The sequence below is a fragment of the Nocardia sp. MDA0666 genome (assembly GCF_003023875.1).
GTDB lineage: Bacteria > Actinomycetota > Actinomycetes > Mycobacteriales > Mycobacteriaceae > Nocardia > Nocardia aobensis.
In genome coordinates, this window is the sequence record NZ_PYHT01000022.1 from 73,976 (window position 1) to 92,134 (window position 18,159).

At 69.4% G+C, this 18,159-nt stretch carries 15 protein-coding genes; 8 read left to right on the forward strand and 7 right to left on the reverse strand.

Annotated elements, in window-relative coordinates; translation table 11 throughout:
- Window positions 1–19: 19 nt before the first annotated feature.
- Both C8258_RS25470 and C8258_RS25475 read left to right on the forward strand, forming a co-directional pair.
- Entirely contained in the window at window positions 20–2,008 is a 1,989-nt protein-coding gene (locus C8258_RS25470) for an APC family permease (RefSeq protein WP_106957340.1), read from the forward strand.
- Complete coding sequence (locus tag C8258_RS25475; RefSeq protein WP_106957341.1) at window positions 2,005–3,327, forward strand: class I SAM-dependent RNA methyltransferase; 1,323 nt, start codon at window positions 2,005–2,007, stop codon at window positions 3,325–3,327. The genes C8258_RS25470 and C8258_RS25475 overlap by 4 nt, the downstream gene beginning before the upstream one ends.
- 15 nt (window positions 3,328–3,342) lie before the next feature.
- Here the strand turns inward: C8258_RS25475 and C8258_RS25480 are convergent, their stop codons facing one another.
- Window positions 3,343–4,086, reverse strand: a complete 744-nt coding sequence (locus tag C8258_RS25480) for an SIMPL domain-containing protein (protein ID WP_106957342.1) — start codon at window positions 4,084–4,086, stop codon at window positions 3,343–3,345.
- A 173-nt stretch (window positions 4,087–4,259) separates the two neighbouring features.
- Between C8258_RS25480 and dxs the strand changes: the two genes are divergently transcribed.
- Window positions 4,260–6,155, forward strand: coding sequence for a 1-deoxy-D-xylulose-5-phosphate synthase (gene dxs / locus C8258_RS25485; protein WP_106957343.1), 1,896 nt, complete (start codon window positions 4,260–4,262; stop codon window positions 6,153–6,155).
- Window positions 6,156–6,198: 43 nt separating this feature from the next.
- Window positions 6,199–7,002: an enoyl-CoA hydratase gene (locus C8258_RS25490; protein ID WP_106957344.1), complete on the forward strand. Its 804-nt coding sequence runs from the start codon at window positions 6,199–6,201 to the stop codon at window positions 7,000–7,002.
- On the opposite strand, the gene C8258_RS25495 is transcribed toward C8258_RS25490, so the two are convergent.
- Window positions 6,990–8,303 carry a ribonuclease D gene (locus tag C8258_RS25495; RefSeq protein WP_106957345.1) on the reverse strand — a complete coding sequence of 438 codons (1,314 nt, stop codon included), beginning with the start codon at window positions 8,301–8,303 and terminating at the stop codon, window positions 6,990–6,992. The two genes, C8258_RS25490 and C8258_RS25495, sit on opposite strands and share 13 nt — an antisense overlap.
- Before the next feature lie 21 nt (window positions 8,304–8,324).
- Entirely contained in the window at window positions 8,325–8,963 is a 639-nt protein-coding gene (locus C8258_RS25500) for a DUF3000 domain-containing protein (RefSeq protein WP_081879712.1), read from the reverse strand.
- Window positions 8,964–9,082: 119 nt separating this feature from the next.
- Between C8258_RS25500 and hemE the strand changes: the two genes are divergently transcribed.
- From hemE to hemQ, 3 genes are all read left to right on the forward strand, one after another.
- Entirely contained in the window at window positions 9,083–10,150 is a 1,068-nt protein-coding gene (gene hemE / locus C8258_RS25505; protein WP_084507347.1) for a uroporphyrinogen decarboxylase, read from the forward strand.
- A gap of 128 nt (window positions 10,151–10,278) precedes the next feature.
- On the forward strand, window positions 10,279–11,619 hold the full coding sequence (locus C8258_RS25510; RefSeq protein WP_106957346.1) for a protoporphyrinogen oxidase: 1,341 nt from the start codon (window positions 10,279–10,281) through the stop codon (window positions 11,617–11,619).
- Between the two features lie 227 nt (window positions 11,620–11,846).
- Window positions 11,847–12,542 carry a hydrogen peroxide-dependent heme synthase gene (gene hemQ, locus C8258_RS25515; protein WP_063066026.1) on the forward strand — a complete coding sequence of 232 codons (696 nt, stop codon included), beginning with the start codon at window positions 11,847–11,849 and terminating at the stop codon, window positions 12,540–12,542.
- A 169-nt stretch (window positions 12,543–12,711) separates the two neighbouring features.
- Here the strand turns inward: hemQ and msrB are convergent, their stop codons facing one another.
- The 4 genes from msrB to C8258_RS25535 all read right to left on the reverse strand — a co-directional run bounded on the left by msrB (window position 12,712) and on the right by C8258_RS25535 (window position 17,067).
- The gene (msrB, locus tag C8258_RS25520) at window positions 12,712–13,167 is read right to left on the reverse strand and encodes a peptide-methionine (R)-S-oxide reductase MsrB (RefSeq protein ID WP_036502993.1); all 456 of its coding nucleotides are present in this window, start codon (window positions 13,165–13,167) and stop codon (window positions 12,712–12,714) included.
- 57 nt (window positions 13,168–13,224) lie between these two features.
- Complete coding sequence (locus C8258_RS25525) at window positions 13,225–14,559, reverse strand: glycosyltransferase family 87 protein (protein WP_233225331.1); 1,335 nt, start codon at window positions 14,557–14,559, stop codon at window positions 13,225–13,227.
- 118 nt (window positions 14,560–14,677) lie between these two features.
- Complete coding sequence (locus C8258_RS25530) at window positions 14,678–16,243, reverse strand: alpha/beta hydrolase (RefSeq protein WP_106957347.1); 1,566 nt, start codon at window positions 16,241–16,243, stop codon at window positions 14,678–14,680.
- Window positions 16,244–16,275: 32 nt separating this feature from the next.
- On the reverse strand, window positions 16,276–17,067 hold the full coding sequence (locus C8258_RS25535) for a pyrimidine reductase family protein (protein ID WP_106957348.1): 792 nt from the start codon (window positions 17,065–17,067) through the stop codon (window positions 16,276–16,278).
- A gap of 35 nt (window positions 17,068–17,102) precedes the next feature.
- Between C8258_RS25535 and zapE the strand changes: the two genes are divergently transcribed.
- Complete coding sequence (zapE, locus tag C8258_RS25540; RefSeq protein WP_063012670.1) at window positions 17,103–18,122, forward strand: cell division protein ZapE; 1,020 nt, start codon at window positions 17,103–17,105, stop codon at window positions 18,120–18,122.
- Window positions 18,123–18,159: the final 37 nt, after the last annotated feature.

Genomic DNA, 18,159 nt, shown 5'->3' on the forward strand with positions numbered 1-18,159 from the left:
TGCCCTTATGCTGTGCCGAGTGTCCAAGTTGACGACGGCCGTCAAGCGTATGGTGGTCGGCCGCCCTTTCCGTAGCGATTCCCTGGGACATACCCTGCTGCCCAAGCGGATCGCGCTGCCCGTCTTCGCCTCCGACGCCCTGTCGTCGGTGGCGTACGCGCCCGAGGAGATCTTCCTCGTGCTCTCCACGGCCGGCCTGTCCGCCTACGTCTATACGCCGTGGATCGGGCTGGCGGTGGCGGCCGTGATGGCGGTCGTGGTCGCCAGTTATCGCCAGAACGTGCACGCCTATCCGTCCGGTGGCGGCGACTACGAGGTCGCCACCGTGAACATCGGGCCGATGGCCGGGCTGACCGTCGGCAGTGCGCTGCTGGTCGACTACGTGCTCACCGTCGCCGTATCGATCTCCTCGGCGGCCTCCAATATCGGTTCCGCCGTTCCGTTCGTGGCCACCCACAAGGTGTTGTTCGCGGTCGCGGCCATCGTCTTGCTCGCCGCGGTCAATCTGCGCGGCATTCGCGAATCCGGTACCGCGTTCTCCATCCCGACCTACGCGTTCATGGTCGGCGTCTTTTTGATGCTGGCCTGGGGTGTGGTGCGCATATTCGTCCTCGGCGACGAACTGCACGCCGAATCGTCGGGTTTCAGCCTGAACGGCAACGAATCACATTTGCAGGGCATCGCCTTCGCCTTCCTGATAGCGCGGGCGTTCTCCTCCGGATGTGCGGCGCTGACCGGTGTGGAGGCGATCAGCAACGGCGTGCCGGCCTTCCGCAAACCGAAATCCCGCAACGCCGCCACCACACTGCTGATGCTCGGCGCCATCGCGATCACCCTGTTGATGGGGATCATCCTCATGGCACGCAAACTGGGAGTCGTCTTCGCCGCGGACAAGGCGGATCTGGTGGGCGCGCCACCCGGCTACGAGCAGAAGACGCTCATCGCTCAGCTCGCCGACTCGATCTTCTCCGGCTTCCCGGCCGGCTTCTTCTACATCACCATCGTCACCGCGCTGATCCTGGTGCTGGCCGCGAACACCGCCTTCAACGGATTCCCGGTGCTCGGCTCGATTCTCGCGCAGGACCGGTTCCTGCCCCGACAGCTGCACACCCGCGGCGACCGGCTGGCGTTCAGCAACGGCATCCTGTTCCTGTCCGGCGCCGCGATCGCGTTCGTGGTGCTGTTCGGCGCCGAGGTGACCCGGCTGATCCAGCTCTACATCGTCGGCGTGTTCGTCTCGTTCGTGCTGAGCCAGACCGGCATGCTGCGGCACTGGACGCGGCTGCTGCGCACCGAAACCGATCCGGCGGTGCGCCGGCGCATGTTGCGCTCGCGAGTGATCAACGCCATCGGCCTGACCATGACCGGCGCTGTGCTGATCATCGTGCTCATCACGAAGTTCCTGGCGGGCGCGTGGATCGCGATCGTCACCATGGCCGCGATCTTCGGCCTGATGCGGCTGATCCGCCGCCACTACGACACGGTGGGACGCGAACTCGAGGAGCAGGAGTTCACCGGGGTCCTGCCCAGCCGCACCCATTCGATCGTGCTGGTGTCGAAACTGCATCTGCCGACGCGCCGCGCGCTCGCCTATGCCCGGGCCACCCGGCCGGACACGCTGGAGGCGGTCACCGTCAACGTCGACGAACCCGACACCCGGGCGCTGGTGCGGGAGTGGGCCGACAGCGATATTCCGGTGCCGCTCAAGGTGATCGAATCGCCCTATCGTGAAATCACCAAGCCCGTGGTGGATTACGTCAAGCGGGTGCGCAAGGATTCGCCGCGCGACGTGGTGACGGTGTTCATCCCCGAATACGTGGTCGGCCATTGGTGGGAGCAGTTGCTGCACAACCAGAGTGCGCTGCGGCTCAAGGGCCGGCTGCTGTTCGAGCCGGGTGTGATGGTGACGAGTGTGCCGTGGCAGTTGAGTTCGTCGGCCAAGGCACGCCGTCCCGAAGTGGTCAACGCACCCGGCGCGGTTCGCCGCGGCTACGAGGACCGTTCGTGAGTGCCGGGCCGGACTGGTCCGGGCGCACACTGCAGGTGCGGCTGGGGCCACCCGGCCACGGTGGTTTCTGTGTCGCCCGGCACGAGGGCCGGGTGCTGTTCGTCCGTCACGGTCTGCCCGGTGAGCTGGTGCTAGCCCGGGTGGCCGAGGACCGCGGCGGCTCGTTCTGCCGCGCTGAGGCGATCGAGATCCTGGAGCCTTCCCCGGACCGCGTGGCGCCGAACTGCCCGGTCTCCGGTCCCGCCGGCGCCGGCTGCTGCGATTTCGCCTTCGCCACCCCCGAAGCCCAGCGTGGACTGAAGGCGGCGGTGGTGCGCGAGCAGTTGCAGCGCCTCGCCCACTGGGACACCGACATCGTGGTGGAACCGCTGCCGCTCGGCCTCGGCAACGAGACGCCCGTGGGGGGAGCGGCTCCCGAGCGATCCGGTGAAGTGCCCGAAACCGGGTGGCGGACCCGCGTCCGGTTGGTGGTGGACGCCGAAGGCCGGGCGGGCGTCCATCGTTATCGCAGTAGTGACGTGATCGCGGATCTGCGCTGCCCGCAACCGGTTTCGGGTGCGGTGGACGGCATTGCCGAGAGCAGATGGACGCCCGGTGCGGAACTGGTGATCGCGGTGGACGCCGACGGTATGCGGCATGTGGTGGAACTCGCCCCGCCGGCCACGCCGCCGCGCCGAGGGGGCGACCGTCGCGCCACCGTCGCCCGCCGTGCCGCGGCCCATGCCCGCCGCCGCGAGCGGGTGATGTCCGGCAGCGGACGGGCCGTCCAATACGTGTCCGGCCGCCGCTGGGACGTCTCGGCGACCGGGTTCTGGCAGCCGCATCGCGATGCGGCACAACGCTATTCCGATGTGGTGGCCGGCTGGGCGGACCTCGATCCCGGCTCCATTGCCTGGGATTTGTATTGCGGCGTAGGAGTTTTCGCGGCCCGGCTGGCCGAGCAGGCGGGACCGCGCGGATCGGTGTTCGGCGTCGAATCCGCCCGCTCGGCCGTCGCGGACGGCGCCGCCGCGCTGCGCGATCTCCCCGCCGTCGATCTGCACGCCGATCGGGTGGAACGCTGGATCGCCACCCAGGACCGCGCCCCGCAGGTCGTCGTCCTCGACCCGCCCCGTGCGGGCGCCGGAAAACAGGTCGTCACCCCGCTCGCTGCCGCCGCGCCCGCGCGCATCGTTCATATCGGTTGCGACCCAGCCGCTTTCGCCCGCGACGTGGGTCTGTACCGCGAGGCGGGGTACCGGGTGCGTGAACTGCGCGCGTTCGACGCCTTTCCCGCGACACACCATGTGGAGTGTCTGGCCCTGCTCGAACGGGCGTAACGGCGACGTCGCTGCTCAGGCCAAGTGCCAGGTGGCCCGCAGGTCGGCTGTGACCTCGTGTTCGCCGTATTCGACGGGGACCGGGGCGCCGGGGGCGGCCGAACGAGCGGCCACGAAACGGATGTCTCCGCGGGGTTCCGGTGTGCCCGCGGCGTTTTCGGTGATCTCGAGGACCGATCCGAGACTGCGGCCGGCTCGCGCGGCGTAGCGGCGGGCGCGGTCGAGGGCGTCGTCCCATGCCGCCTCGCGGGCTCGGATCAGCAGGTCGGCGCGGTCGGCGACAGCGAGGTTCAACCCGCCCAGGCGCACGTCGTCGCCACCGGCCTCGACGGCACGGGCGATGACGGCGGCGGGATCGGCCGGTGCGGTCGCGTCGGGACGGGCCGTGGTCCCGAGGTCGGCTGAGGACGCGGTGGGAGCGCCGGGGATGCGCAGGCTGACCGTCAGCGACGTGGTCGCGACGTAACCGGTGATCCGGGTGCCCTCGTTCTCGGTCCAGGTCGTCTCGGTCCGTACGGACAAGCCGGTGGTGGCGATATCTCTCGCGGCCACCCCGTCTGCGCGTAGTGCGCCGGTGACCGCGGCGGTGCGTTCGCCGGCCCGGCCGTAGGCGACGGCCACCGCCTCGGCGCGCGTCTCGATCGAGATCGATACCTGCATCCGGTCGGGCGTCGCGGTTGCCACACCGTGTCCGAATGTGGTGACAGTGGCGTGTCGCTGCCGCGCCGAAGAGTCGGCTCGTTGCTGCTCGACGGTCATATCGTCCTTCCTGCGGGCGGGACGGGCAGTCACCCACTGTAATGCGGTTGATCTATGTCGAGCCTCACACCGAGATCGGATGTCGCAGCTCGCCGGTCGTTCCCGTCGTCGGGCCCGGATGCGGCTCCGTAGACTGTTCCAGACAGACGAGCCACGGAGAGGGAGCGAGAACGGTGGGAGTTCTTTCCCGGGTCGATACGCCCGAGGACCTGCGCCGGCTGACGGTGCCGCAGCTGCGCGAACTGGCCGAGGAGATTCGGGAGTTCCTGGTCCGCAAAGTAGCGGTCACCGGCGGCCATCTGGGTCCGAACCTGGGGGTGGTGGAATTGACCATCGCCCTGCACCGGGTCTTCGACTCCCCGGCCGACCCGATCATCTTCGACACCGGGCATCAGGCCTACGTGCACAAGATCCTCACCGGTCGCAAGGACGGGTTCGATCGGCTGCGCAAACACGGCGGGCTGTCCGGATATCCGAGCCGCGCCGAGAGCGAGCACGACTGGGTGGAGTCCTCCCACGCCTCGGCCTCGCTGTCGTATGCCGACGGTCTGGCCAAGGCCTTCGCGTTGACCGGGCAGGATCGCCACGTGGTCGCCGTCGTCGGTGACGGTGCGCTCACCGGCGGTATGTGCTGGGAGGCGTTGAACAATATCGCCGCCGGTCAGGATCGGTCCCTGATCGTCGTGGTGAACGACAACGGCCGCTCGTATTCGCCGACCATCGGCGGATTGGCCGACCGGCTGACCGCGCTGCGCATGCAACCGGCCTACGAACAGGCGCTCGACGCCACCAAACGGTTCGTCCAGGGCATTCCGCGCGTCGGCAGCTCGGCGTATTCGATGCTGCACGCGCTCAAGGCCGGCATCAAGGACGCGGTCGCTCCGCAGGAGCTGTTCAGCGATCTGGGCCTCAAATACGTCGGCCCGGTGGACGGGCACGATCCGGTGGCGCTCGAAGCCGCGTTGCGGCGCGCCAAGGATTTCGGCGGTCCGGTCGTGGTGCACGCGGTGACGCTCAAGGGTCGCGGATATCAGCCCGCGGTCGACCACGTCGCCGACCAGATGCATTCCATCGGCGCCATCGACCCCGAGACCGGACAGCCGACCGGCGGCAAGTCCGTCGGGTGGACGTCGGTGTTCTCCGAGGAACTGATCCGCCACGGTGAACAGCGCGACGATATCGTCGCCCTCACCGCCGCCATGTCGGGGCCGACGGGGCTGGCGCCGTTCGGTGACCGCTTCCCCGACCGGTTGTTCGATGTGGGTATCGCCGAACAGCATGCGATGACCTCCGCCGCCGGCTTGGCGCTGGGCGGCCTGCATCCGGTGGTCGCGATCTATTCGACCTTCCTCAACCGCGCCTTCGATCAACTGCTGATGGATGTGGCGCTGCTGAAACTGCCGGTGACCCTGGTGCTCGACCGCGCCGGTATCACCGGTGACGACGGCGCCAGCCACAACGGCATGTGGGATCTGTCGGTGCTGGGCATCGTGCCCGGTATTCGCGTCGCCGCCCCGCGCGATGCGGTGACCCTGCGCGAGGAACTGGCCGAGGCGCTGGCCGTCGCCGACGGGCCGACCGCGCTGCGTTTCCCGAAAGGCCCTGTCGTCGAGGAGGTTTCGGCGCTGGAGCGGCTCGACGGCGTCGACGTGCTGCGGAGGCCGGAAGGGTCCTCGGCGCAGGCGGTGCGCGGTGACGTCCTGCTCGTGGCGGTCGGCGCGCTCGGCGCCACCGCGGTCGCCGCGGCGGATCTGCTGGCGGACCGAGGAATTTCGGTGACGGTGGTGGACCCGCGCTGGGTGCTGCCGGTCTCCGACACCGTCGTCAAACTGGCCGAGAACTATCGGATGGTGGTCACCGTGGAGGACGGTGGCCTGCACGGCGGTATCGGCTGCACCGTCTCGGCACGGCTGCGCGATTCCGGACTCGACGTGCCGACCCGCGAACTCGGCGTGCCGCAGCAGTTCCTCGAGCACAGCTCGCGTGCCCAGATCCATCAGGAGCTGGGCCTGACGGCCGAGAACATCGCCGAGCGCGTTACCCGGTGGCTGACCGGTGGCGCGGTGTAGATTCTGAAACCGGTTACAGTTTTCGTCGCCGGTAGGAGTCTGCATGTCGTTCGTGCTCGTCGAGAAGCCTCGCCCGCAGATCGCGCTGGTCACCCTGAACCGGCCCGAACGCATGAACGCCATGGCGTTCGACGTGATGATCCCGCTGCGGGAAACGCTCGAGTCGGTGGCCGCCGACAACGACGTCCGCGTCGTCGTGCTCACCGGAGCGGGTCACGGCTTCTGCTCCGGCGCCGATCTGCAGGGCGCCGGCCGGGTGCCGAATATCGAGGGCCTCACCCGCACCACCGTGGCGCGGCGTTCGATGGACCTGCTCGACCACGTGATGACCACGCTGCGGCGCATGCATCAGCCAGTGATCGCGGCGATCAACGGGGCCGCGATCGGCGGTGGATTCTGCCTGAGCATGGCCACCGATATCCGCATCGCGTCGGAGCACGCCTATTTCCGCGCCGCCGGCATCAACAACGGCCTGACCTCGGCCGAACTCGGCATCAGTTATCTGTTGCCGCGCGCGATCGGCGCCTCCCGGGCCTTCGAGATCATGTTGTCGGGCCGCGATATCGATGCCGCCGAGGCCGAGCGGATCGGCCTGGTCTCCCGCACGGTCGCCGCCGACAAACTCCTCGACACGTGTTACGAACTGGCCGAACGCATCATCGGCTACAGCCGGGTGGGCACCGAGCTCACCAAGCGCATGCTGTGGAGCGGGATGGAGGCCGGCAGCCTGGAATCACATATGCAGCACGAGGGTACGGCGCAACTGTATGTGCGGCTGACCACCGAGAATTTCGACGAGGCCATCCGCGCCCGCCGCGACCGGCGCTCCCCGGTCTACGAGGACTGATCCGAGCCCGGGAACAACGCCGCGGTCAGCTCGGGAACCGCCAGTTCACGCTGCCAGGCCCGGGCGCCGCCGGCTTCGAGATATTTACCGATCGCCGCCGCCGGGTCCGACGGCGTTGTGCCGGTACGGAATTCGGGCAGGCCGTCCCAGCAGAGCCGGCGCAGCAGATCCGGGGTCAGCAGATTCTCCACCGGCACCGCATGTCGTTCCGACAGCCCGTTCATCGCGGCCCGGGCAGCGGCCAGACGAGCCGCCGCGACCGGATCGCGGCGCTCCCAGCGATTGACCGGCGGCGGGCCGTCGAACGGTTGCGACATCGGCGGCAACTGCGAATCCGGTAGCGCGCGAGCACGTTCCACCGCGTTGAGCCATTCCCGCGAATATCGCCGCTGCCGCGGCCCGCCGAACACCGGCAGCGTGCGCAACTGCGGAACGGTCTTCGGATCCGCCTGCGCCGCGGCGATGATCGCCGAATCCGGCAGGATCCGCGCCGGCGCCACATCGCGATGGCGCGCGATACCGTCACGGGCCGTCCACAATTCGCGCACGGTCGCGAGCTGTCGCGCCCGCCGCAGCGTGTGGATGCCCGACGTGCGCCGCCAGCGATCCGGCTTCGGCGGGGCGGGGCGTGCGGTGCGCACATGGTCGAATTCCTGTGCGGCCCAGTCGGTTTTACCCTGTTCGGTCAGCACGGCCGCGACCTCGTCGCGCAATTCGACCAGCAGTTCCACGTCCAGGGCCGCGTAGTTGAGCCAGTCCTGCGGCAGCGGCCGGGTCGACCAGTCGGCGGCGCCGTGCCCCTTGCGCAGTTCCCGGCCCAGCAGCCGCGCCACCATGGCGGCCAAGCCGACCCGCTCGAATCCGGCCAACCGGCCACCCAGTTCGGTGTCGAACAGCCGGGCCGGTCGCAGTCCCAGTTCGGCCAGACACGGCAGGTCCTGGTCGGCGGAATGCAGCACCCATTCCAGGTCGTTGATCACCGCCGCCAACGCGTCCACCGCGGCCGGATCCGGAATCGGATCGATGAGGAAGGTTCCGCTGCCGCGCCGGCGCAGCTGGATCAGATAGGCCCGATTGGAGTAGCGGAATCCGGAGGCGCGTTCGGCGTCGACGGCCAGCGGGCCGGAACCGGCGGCCAGCGCGGCGGCCGCGTCCGCGATCTCGCGGGCGGAATCGAGAACCGGGGGGATGCCGTCGGCCGGGGCGAGCAGAGGAACCGCGCTGTCCGCGTCGTGCTGCGCGGGCTGCTGCGGTGGTTGTGATGTCCTCGCGATGGTGTCGGACTCGTCGGCTTCGGGCATAGCCCGAACTCTACGTGTCGCTCAGAACTGGTCGTCGGCAATCTGCGGATGCGGCCGCAAATGGGTGATACCGGCCGGGGGCAGCCCCGCGGCGTAGGCGAGCACCTCACAGAACGCCTCGACGTGCGGGGCCAGCTGGGGCGAGCCGACCGTCCACGAGGCACGCAACTCCAGTTGATAGGCGCGCGGCGGTCCGGCGATATCGCCGTAGCGGACCGAACTCGTCGAGGTCACCGTGCCACCCAGGGCCGTGAACTCCTCGCCGCGCGATTCCAGGGCGTCGACCAGCCAGCTCCAGGCCACCTCGGGCAGCAGCGGATCGCCGGCCAGCGCGGCATCGATATCGGCCTGGATGTAGGCCACCAACCGGAAGACCCCGTGCCAGGCCTCGTGCCCGTTCGGGTCGTGCAGCAGGATCAGGCGGCCGAAGGCGTCGTCGTCGGAATCGACCGGGATGACATTGGTGTCGGGATGTTTGACCTCGGCTCCGATGGCGTACGAATAGGGTGCCAGGCGTTGTGGGGGCCGGATCGGTGCGAGCTCGATCCGAGGATGGACGGATGCGGTGCCCATCGCATCGACCGCGGCGCGAAACTGGGCTGGTTCGCTGTCAGGGCCCGGGGTCGGTGCGGCGCCGTCGCGGAAGTCGAGCGGTGTCACGACTGTGAACGGTAGACCTCTCCGCTGTCCGGCACGCGGAGGCGCGCCGCTACGGGCGCCGTGACCGGGCGGGGACGGCCGCGCGGGTAGGCGTTCGGCGGCGGCATACGATAGCGGGGATGAGCACACCAACCCGCCGCCGCTTGCCCGATGCGCCGTTCCTCGCCGCCGCCACCGGCGCCGGACCCGGCCGCCGTCCCGTCTGGTTCATGCGGCAGGCCGGCCGGTCGCTGCCCGAGTACCGCGAACTGCGCGCGGGCATCGGGATGCTGGAATCGTGCTTCGACCCGGAGCTGGTGTGCGAGATCACCATGCAGCCGGTCCGCCGTCACGGTGTGGACGCGGCAATCCTGTTCTCCGACATCGTCGTTCCACTCAAGGCGGCCGGCATCGATCTCGATATCGTGCCCGGCGTGGGCCCGGTCATCGCGAATCCGGTGCGCTCGGTCGACGATGTGCGCGCGCTGCCGCGACTGCGGCGCGAGGAGGTCGGCGCGGTCACCGACGGCGTGCGCCTGTTGCTCGATGAACTCGGCGAGACACCGCTCATCGGATTCGCCGGTGCCCCTTTCACTCTCGCGTCCTATCTGGTGGAGGGCGGCCCGAGCCGCCACCACGAGCGGACCAAGGCGCTCATGCTCGGCGATCCGCAGACCTGGCACGCGCTGCTCGGTGTGCTCACCGATATCACCGTGGAATTCCTGCGCGCCCAAATCACAGCCGGCGTGGACGCGGTGCAATTGTTCGACTCGTGGGCGGGCGCGTTGTCGCTGGCGCAGTACCGGGAATTCGTTCTGCCGCATTCGGAACGGGTCTTCGCCGAGATCGGGCAAGCCGGTGTGCCGCGCATCCATTTCGGAGTCGGCACCGGTGAACTGCTGGGCGTGATGGGGGAGGCCGGAGCCGATGTCGTCGGCGTCGACTGGCGGGTGCCGCTGACCGCCGCGGCGCGCCGGGTCGGACCCGGAAAAGCGTTGCAGGGCAATCTCGATCCGGCCGTTCTGTTCGCCGGCAGCGAGGTCGTCGACCGGGAGATCCGCCGCATCGCCCACGAGGCCGACGAGGCGATCACCCTCGGTGCCACCGGCCACATCTTCAACCTGGGCCACGGCGTGCTGCCCGACACCGACCCCGGCGCGATCACCGCGGCGGTCGAGCTGATCCACAACCTGCCCACGCCGTTGTAAGCCGCACCCCTCGCCGAACGCCAGGGGCGCCGGCCGTCCGGTGACTCGGAGGCAGGACCGGGGCTTGCTTCGAGAGACGGGTACGTTGCAGGGGCGGTAGCGCCGCGGGTACGAGTGAGGAGCAGGCTATGCGGGTCGTGGTGGTCGGGGGCGGGATCAGTGGTCTGGTCGCGGCGTATCGGCTGCGGACGGCCCTCGGCTCGGAGCTCGAACTGGTGTTGCTGGAACGGCGCCACCGGGTCGGCGGCATTCTGCACACCGCTGAGCTGGCGGGCGAGCCGGTGGATCTGGGAGCGGAGGCGTTCGTGGGCCGCCGGCCCGAAATTCCCGCGCTGCTCGCGGAATTGGGCCTGACCGAGCAATTGGTGCACCCAGCCGGGCGGCGACCGCTGATCTGGTCCGGCGGCACCGCCCACCCCCTGCCGGAACGCACGCTGATGGGCATTCCCGCCGGGCCCGAGGCCGTGGCAGCCCTCGTCGACGCCGACACCCTGGAGCGCATCACCACCGAGCCCACCCGGCCGCTGCGCTGGGAACGCGGCAGTGACGTCTCGGTCGCCGAACTGGTCGGAGACCGCTTCGGCGCGCAGGTGGTGCGGCGCAGTGTCGATCCGCTGCTGGGCGGGGTGTACGCCGGGCGTGCGGAGTCGATCGGGGTGCGAGCGGCGCTGCCGACCCTGGCTGCCGCCCTCGACGCCGGCGCCCCGAATCTCACCCGCGCGGTCGCCGCCGCCCTGCCGCCGCCGTCCACGGCCCCGGTCTTCGGCGGCCTGCGCGACGGATATCGCGTACTCCTCGACGCCCTGCGCGAGGCCGCCGCGCCGAAGATCGAAACCGATACCGCGGCAACGGGTCTGACCCGGACGGCCACCGGCTGGCGGGTCGACCCCATCGGTGAGGTGGATGCGGTGATCGTGGCCACCCCGGCCCCGGTCACCGCGACCCTGCTGGGCGCGGTCGCACCCGCGGCCGCCGCGGTCGCGGCCACCATCGAACTGTCGTCGTCGGCCGTGGTGGCGCTCGGACTTCCCGCCGACACACCCCTGCCCGACAATTCCGGCATCCTGGTCGCCACCGGAGAATCGTTGCGCGCCAAAGCCTTCACCCTCTCCAGCCGCAAATGGCCGCATCTGGCCGGACGTGATGTGGCGCTCGTGCGCGCGTCCTTCGGTCGCTTCGGTGACGACACCCCGCTGAACTGGTCGGACGAGGATCTCGTAGCGGCCGCGGTGGCCGATCTGTCCACCGTCACCGGACTACCGATCCGTCCGGAAACCGCCCTCGTGCAGCGCTGGCGCGGTGGCCTGCCCCAGTACGCTCCCGGCCACACCACTCGCATCGCGGAACTGGAATCGGCGGTCGCGGCACTGCCCGGCCTCGCGATCGCCGGGGCCTACCTGCACGGCGTCGGCGTCCCGGCCTGCGCTGCCTCGGGAACCGCTGCGGCGCAACGCATTCTGTCCCGCTGAGAGGGTGGTTGCGCTGGGTGGACGGGTCGGCGACCGGCCGGTTCTGCTCAGTGCATCGCGGCCTCGGACCCCGGCGACGCACGACCGCGCCGCCCGAGATACCAGCATCGTGCGGCGGCCGCAGCAGCGCTGCCGGCGGGTCCGCGCGATCCCACGACCGTTGCCGTGCCGCAGAACATGGGATGCGGCCGTTCTGTCCCACAGCGCCCAGTGGCACGATGGAGGCTATGGCGCGACTCGATTACCAAGCTCTCAATTCGACCATCCGGTATCTGATGTTCTCGGTGTTCCAGGTCAAACCCGGAGTGCTGGGCGATCAGCGCGACACCGTGGTCAAGCAGGCGCGGGAGTTCTTCGACTCGCTCGAGGAGCGTGGCGTCGTGGTCCGCGGCCTGTACGACGTGGCCGGCCTGCGCGCCGACGCCGATTTCATGATCTGGTGGCATGCCGAGCGGATCGAGGATCTGCAGGCCGCCTACGCCGATTTCCGCCGCACCACCGATCTGGGCCGTGCCAGCACGCCGGTGTGGAGCAACGCCGCACTGCACCGCCCGGCGGAGTTCAACAAGAGCCACATCCCGGCCTTCCTGGCCGGTGAGGAACCGGGCAACTACATCTGCGTCTACCCGTTCGTGCGCTCCTACGACTGGTACCTGCTGCCCGACGAGGAGCGTCGCCGCATGCTCGCCGACCATGGCAAGCAGGCCCGCTCCTATCCGGACGTGCGGGCCAATACGGTGGCCTCGTTCGCCCTCGGCGACTACGAGTGGATCCTCGCCTTCGAGGCCCCGGAGTTGCACCGCATCGTCGACCTGATGCGCGATCTGCGTGCCACCGACGCCCGCAACCACGTGCGCGAGGAGATTCCGTTCTTCAGCGGCCCGCGCGTGGACGTCGAACAGCTGGTCAACGCCCTGCCCTGAGCCGCGAGTCCGCCGGTGCCCCCGGAATTCGGGGCGTGCCGGAATGCGGCCGGGCCCGTAAGGTCTTCCCGTCAGCTCGGTCGCGCGCCTGCTCGGCGCGCGATCCGCAGCGGCCGGCGGATCGCATCCGGCACTCGGGCGGCGGGTTCGAACCCTCGCCCTGTCGCGATCAGCCCGCCGCGTCGTCCGAGGGGTGCAGGCGCAGCGCGATCGAGTTGATGCAATACCGCTTGTCGGTCGGGGTCGGATAACCCTCGCCCTCGAAGACGTGCCCGAGGTGGCTGTGGCAGTTGGCGCACAGCACCTCGACCCGGCGCATACCCAGCGAGTCGTCGGCGCGCAGGATCACCGCATCGGAATCGGCCGGATCGAAGAACGACGGCCACCCGCAGTGCGAATGGAACTTCTCGGTGCTGCGGAACAATTCGGCGCCGCAGGCCCGGCAGGTGTAGACGCCGGTGGTTTCGGTGTCGGTGTATTCGCCGGTGAAGGCGCGTTCGGTGCCCGCTTCGCGCAGCACCGCGTACTCCTGCGGGGTCAGCCGCGTCCGCCATTGCTGCGGACTCAGCTCGATCTTGGGTGCCGGAAGCGATGAGGTCGCGGGCGAACCATCCTGTGAGCTCATGACGCGAGTCTAGTGTCGCCGCCCGACCACTACCGGGCCGCGCCGGATCACCGCAGGTCAGCGCAGTGCGCCGGCCTCGGACTGAGCAGTCGGATCCAACGTCTCGTCATCGGGGACCGGTTCGTGGCGCTCGATGCGCGGCGCCGGCTCGGCAGGAGCGGCGGGCGTCGTGGTCGCCTCCGGCAGCAGGAACGCCGGCTCGATGCCCGAATCCAGCCGGCCCTCACGCCGTGCCGTGAGGTACCGATCGCCGAGGACGCAGAACGTCACGATCAGCAGCAGCGCCCAGCCGAAGGTGACCCGCAGGTACTCGAGCGCGCGCCCGGTGCTCTGCCAGTGGTCGAGCAGCCATTTGTCGTAGGTCATGAACCCGAAGATCGCCAGCCAGGCCGGCCAGTTGCGCAGCACCGAATTACGCAGCACCACGGTCATCAGGAACGGGAACAGCATCATCGAGTAGTACTGCTGTCCCAGACCCGACAGCAGCCAGAACGCGGTCAGGATGATGCCGGCGGTGGTGCAGACGAAGAACAGCTCGTCGTCGCGGCAGTACCGGTACAGCAGCCACAGCGAGACCAGCACGAGGACACCGAGCACGATGCGCATGCCCCAGGTCAGCCACATCGGCAGGCCGTAGTACTCGGCGTTGCCCACGATCGCGCTGTTGAAGTAGTCGCGCGATTTGAGCAGATAGGGCAGCGTGTGATGGACGAAGTCCATCGGATCCTTGATCAGCGGCCACGAGACCGCCATCAGCACCGCCGGCACGCCGATCGCGGTGATGAAGACCTGCCACTGGCGACGCGCCAGCGGTATCAGCAGCATCGGCGCCAGCGTCGGTTTGACCGCGATCGTGAGTCCCATGACCAGTCCGGCCAGCAGATCGCGCCGCTGCAGCAGCAGGTAGATGAACAGCACCTCGGCCAGCAGCAGGCAGCCGTTGACATTGCCGAAACCCAATGTGTTGATGACGGTTTCGGAGGCGAACATCAGTAACAGCAGCAGCGGCGCGGCCACCGATTTCGTCGAGTACTTGAACAGCCGCAGCAGCAGATACCAGGCCAGGATGATCGCCACCGCGTTGAGCGCGATGAAGCACCAGCGCGATTTCTCCGGGTCGATCAACGCCAGCGGCGCGATCAGCAGGGTGCCGCTGGGCGGGTACAGGTAGTGCGGGTCGACCAGGTCGAAGTTCTCGCCGTAGATGGCGCGTCCGTTGAGGAAGGCCAGCGACGCCTTGTAGACGGGCGCGAAATCGTCGGTGATGGAGAAGTTGGTCCCTTTGACGATGACCTGATGCAGCACTGTGAGGATCGCAAACGGCCACAGTGCGAAGTTGAACACTTCGGCGGTGGTGCGAGCGGTGCGCGGCTCGAGCTGACGAAGGAACACTGGGGCACGGTACACCGGAAACCTGGGCGACGGTTGCGCGGACCCGCCGTCGGGCGCGGCGGAGACCGCTTTTGCCGGGTGTGTGCCGCGCCACTTCGTGCGTACCCGCACGATCACCTCAGGCCGGGCAGGCGGTGCCGTCGGCGGGCAGCGTGCCGTCCTTCAGGTAGCCGATGATGTTCTGCTGTGCGCAGCCCGAATGGGTGAACACCGGATGGCCCCAGCCCTGCCACTGCACGGTGGAGGTGCGCGCACCGGCGGCGCCCAGCGCGCCGGTGACCGAGGATCGCCCGTCGCCGCCGACGACGGGATCGGCGGTCGTGCCCAGCACCAGCACCGGCAGGGTGAACTTGTCCGGCAGTCGCGGCGCCTGCGCCACCGGCCACGCCGAACATTCCATCAGTCCGGTCGCCGCCGTCTTACCGAAGGCGGGATATTTGGCAGCCCAGTCGATTTCGAGCTGCTTGGCGCGGTCGGGGGTGGCGGGCTGCTGGTCGTCGCTGCACCGGGAGACGAACTGCCCGTCGGCTCCCACCGCCGCCGCCTCCCGGGTGACCAGAGTCTGCAAAGCCCCCTGATCGCCGCGTCCGGCCGCCGACAGCGCATCGGCGAGTTCGGTGGTGTGTGCGGCCTGATCCGCGCGCGGATCGCCGAGGAACGCGGTGATCGTGGTGGTCAGCGCCGAGGCCGAGAGTGTGCCGAGCTGTCCCGCTCCCGCCCGGTTGATCAGATCGGTGATCGCTGCGCGCGGATCCGCGCCCAGTGCGCATCCGAGATCGGCGCAGCGGCGGGCGAATCCGGTCAGCGCCGCCTCCGCGCCCTTGACCTGCTGTTCGGTCCGGGTCACCGCGTCGGTGTTCGCCGGTTCCGGCGAATCGAGCACCAGCCGGGCCAGCCGGTCGCCGAATTTGGCGGCATAGCTCAGCGCCACCCGCGCACCGTTTCCGGTGCCCAGCAGATCGATGTGGTCGACCTGCCACTGCTTGCGCAGTTGTTCGATGTCGTCGGCGGCGTGCGGGGCGTCGAAGGTGCCCTGATAGGGCTGCAGGAAGTCCTGGCAGGCGATGGTGGCGTTCTGGCTCAGTGTCGCCACCGCGTCCACCCGGTCGCCGCCGCCGGGCGCGAACTGGGCGTTGTCGGCCAGTCCCTGCCGGGTGTCGTCGGGCAGACAGTCGATGGGCTGGGAGCTGCCGATACCGCGCCGGTCCACCCCGACCACCGGCCGGCTCGCCAGAATCGCCGCACCCGGTCCGGAGATCAGGCCCGCGACGGTCGCGGTGGAGGAACGGTCACCGCCGGAGGTCACCACCAGCGGGGCCGCGTCGGCGGGCGTCTGCGGCGTGCGCGCGCGGACCGCGGCGATCCGGAAGGTGCCCAGGACGGTGCCACCGGAATCGATCGGCGCCGAGAACTCCGCGCAATCGAAACTCACCCCGGCCGGGGCCGCCCCGGTCCCCAGCAGCGCGAAGGTGGGTGCCGCGCAATCGTGCCAGGCGAGATCTGTTTTGGGGACCTGGGCCTGCGGTGGCGGCGTCGGCGCGGCGCTGGTGCTGGTGGCCGGACCCGAGCCGCCGTGCGGTTGTTCCACCGCCACGCCCGGCCGCTGCGACGGCCCGGCACCACAGGCGGTGGTCAGCAGAACCGTCAGCGACGATGCCAGCAGAGCGGCGCGAGTCCAACGCATGCGCTACAGCCTGCCAGGTCCGGTGCGCCGTTTCAGCCTTGGGTGCGGCTGCGCTCCCACCGCGTCAGCACCGTGCCGTCGTCGTCGATCAGTGCGTGGCGCAGGCTCATCGCGGTCGGCAAGGCATTGGGCGACACCGCGATTCGGCCCGCCGTACCGCCGACCAGCAGCGGCGAGACGGTCAGGCACAACTCGTCGACCGCGCTCGCGCCGATCAGTTCGCCGAACAGCGACGGCCCGCCTTCGCACAGCACCCGCAGCAGTCCGCGTTCGGCCAGGACGCGGCGGATGTCGGCGGCGGTGACGGTGCTCTGCCCGGCCTCGATCACCTCTGCGCCGGTCTCGGCGAGCAGGCGTTTGCGTTCGCCGTCGGCCGCGGCGGTGGTGAGGATCATCGGCGGGCGCTGGGTGTCGGTGAACAGCCGGCTCGCCGGGTCCAGCGCCGCGCTGGCGGTCACGACCGCGATCGGCGGCGGCGCACCGTCGCGCGCCCCGCCCAGCCCGTGGTGATGCAGACGCATGCGGCGCCGGGAGTCGGTGCGCGCACCGCCGTAGTTCTCCACGCGCGCGGTTCCGGCGCCGACGAGGATCACGTCGGCCAGATCGCGCAGGATGGCGAAGACGGTGGCGTCGGCGGGGCGGCCCAGGGCGCCGGAGCGGTCGTCGACGGTGACCGCGCCGTCGAGGCTGGCGATGAAGTTGACCCGGATCCACGGCCGCTCCAGGGCCGTCGGATAGGTGTAGAGCTGAACCAGGTCGGTGATCTCGCCGGCACCGTCGGTGGTCAGTGCTGTGAACTGGATCGCATCGGGGACACGCTGCATAAGGTCCGATCACACCACGTCAGTACGCTACGAGCGTGCAGCAACGCCTCGTCGATCGTCATCCGGAGGTTCCGGCCGATCAACTCATCGCCCAGATGGTGCCCCCGCCCACCTTCGACGAGGTGAGTTTTGCCTCCTACATTCCCGACCCCAAGGAGCCGACTCAGGCCGCGGCCGTGCGCGCGGCCGAGGATTTCGCCGCGCGGGTCGGCAAGATCCACGCCGCCGCCGGTAAGAAATCCCTGTTCGGGAAGAAGAAGCAGGTCGACGGCGCCGGGCTGTATCTCGACGGCGGATTCGGTGTCGGCAAGACGCACCTGCTGGCCTCGATCTTCCATGCCTCGCCCGGTCCGAAATCGTTCGGCACCTTCGGCGAGGTGACCAATCTGGTCGGCGCGCTGGGCTTCACGAACGCGGTGGAACGCCTGGGCGGCAACAGCGTGCTGTGCATCGACGAATTCGAACTCGACGATCCGGGCGACACCATGCTCGTGTCGCGACTGCTCACCGAATTGACCGCGCGGGGCGTGTCGGTGGCGGCGACGTCGAACACGCTGCCCGATCAGCTGGGCGAGGGCCGGTTCGCCGCGCAGGACTTCCTGCGCGAGATCCGCAAGCTGGGTTCGCTGTTCGACGCCGTCCGCGTCGACGGTCCCGACTACCGCCACCGGGATCTGCCGCCCGCGCCGGAGCCGACCGATCCGGGGCTGCTGTCCGAAAAGGCCGCGGCCACACCGGATTCCACGCTCGACGACTTCGACGCGCTGCTCGCTCACCTGAGCACGCTGCATCCGTCGAAGTACGGTTCGCTGATCGCCGGGGTGTCGTCGGTCTACATCTCGGCGGTGCACACCATCACCGATCAGGCGGTGGCGCTGCGAATGGTGGTGCTGGCCGACCGGCTCTACGACGCCGGCACGCCGGTCACCGTGTCGGGCGCGCCGCTGGACAAGATCTTCTCCGAGGAGATGCTCGGCGGCGGCTACCGCAAGAAGTACCTGCGCGCGATCTCGCGGCTGCTGGCGCTGTCGCGATTCGAGGTCCCGGCGGGCTGAGTCCGGTTCGTACGGCGTACTGTCGGGAGGCGAACCC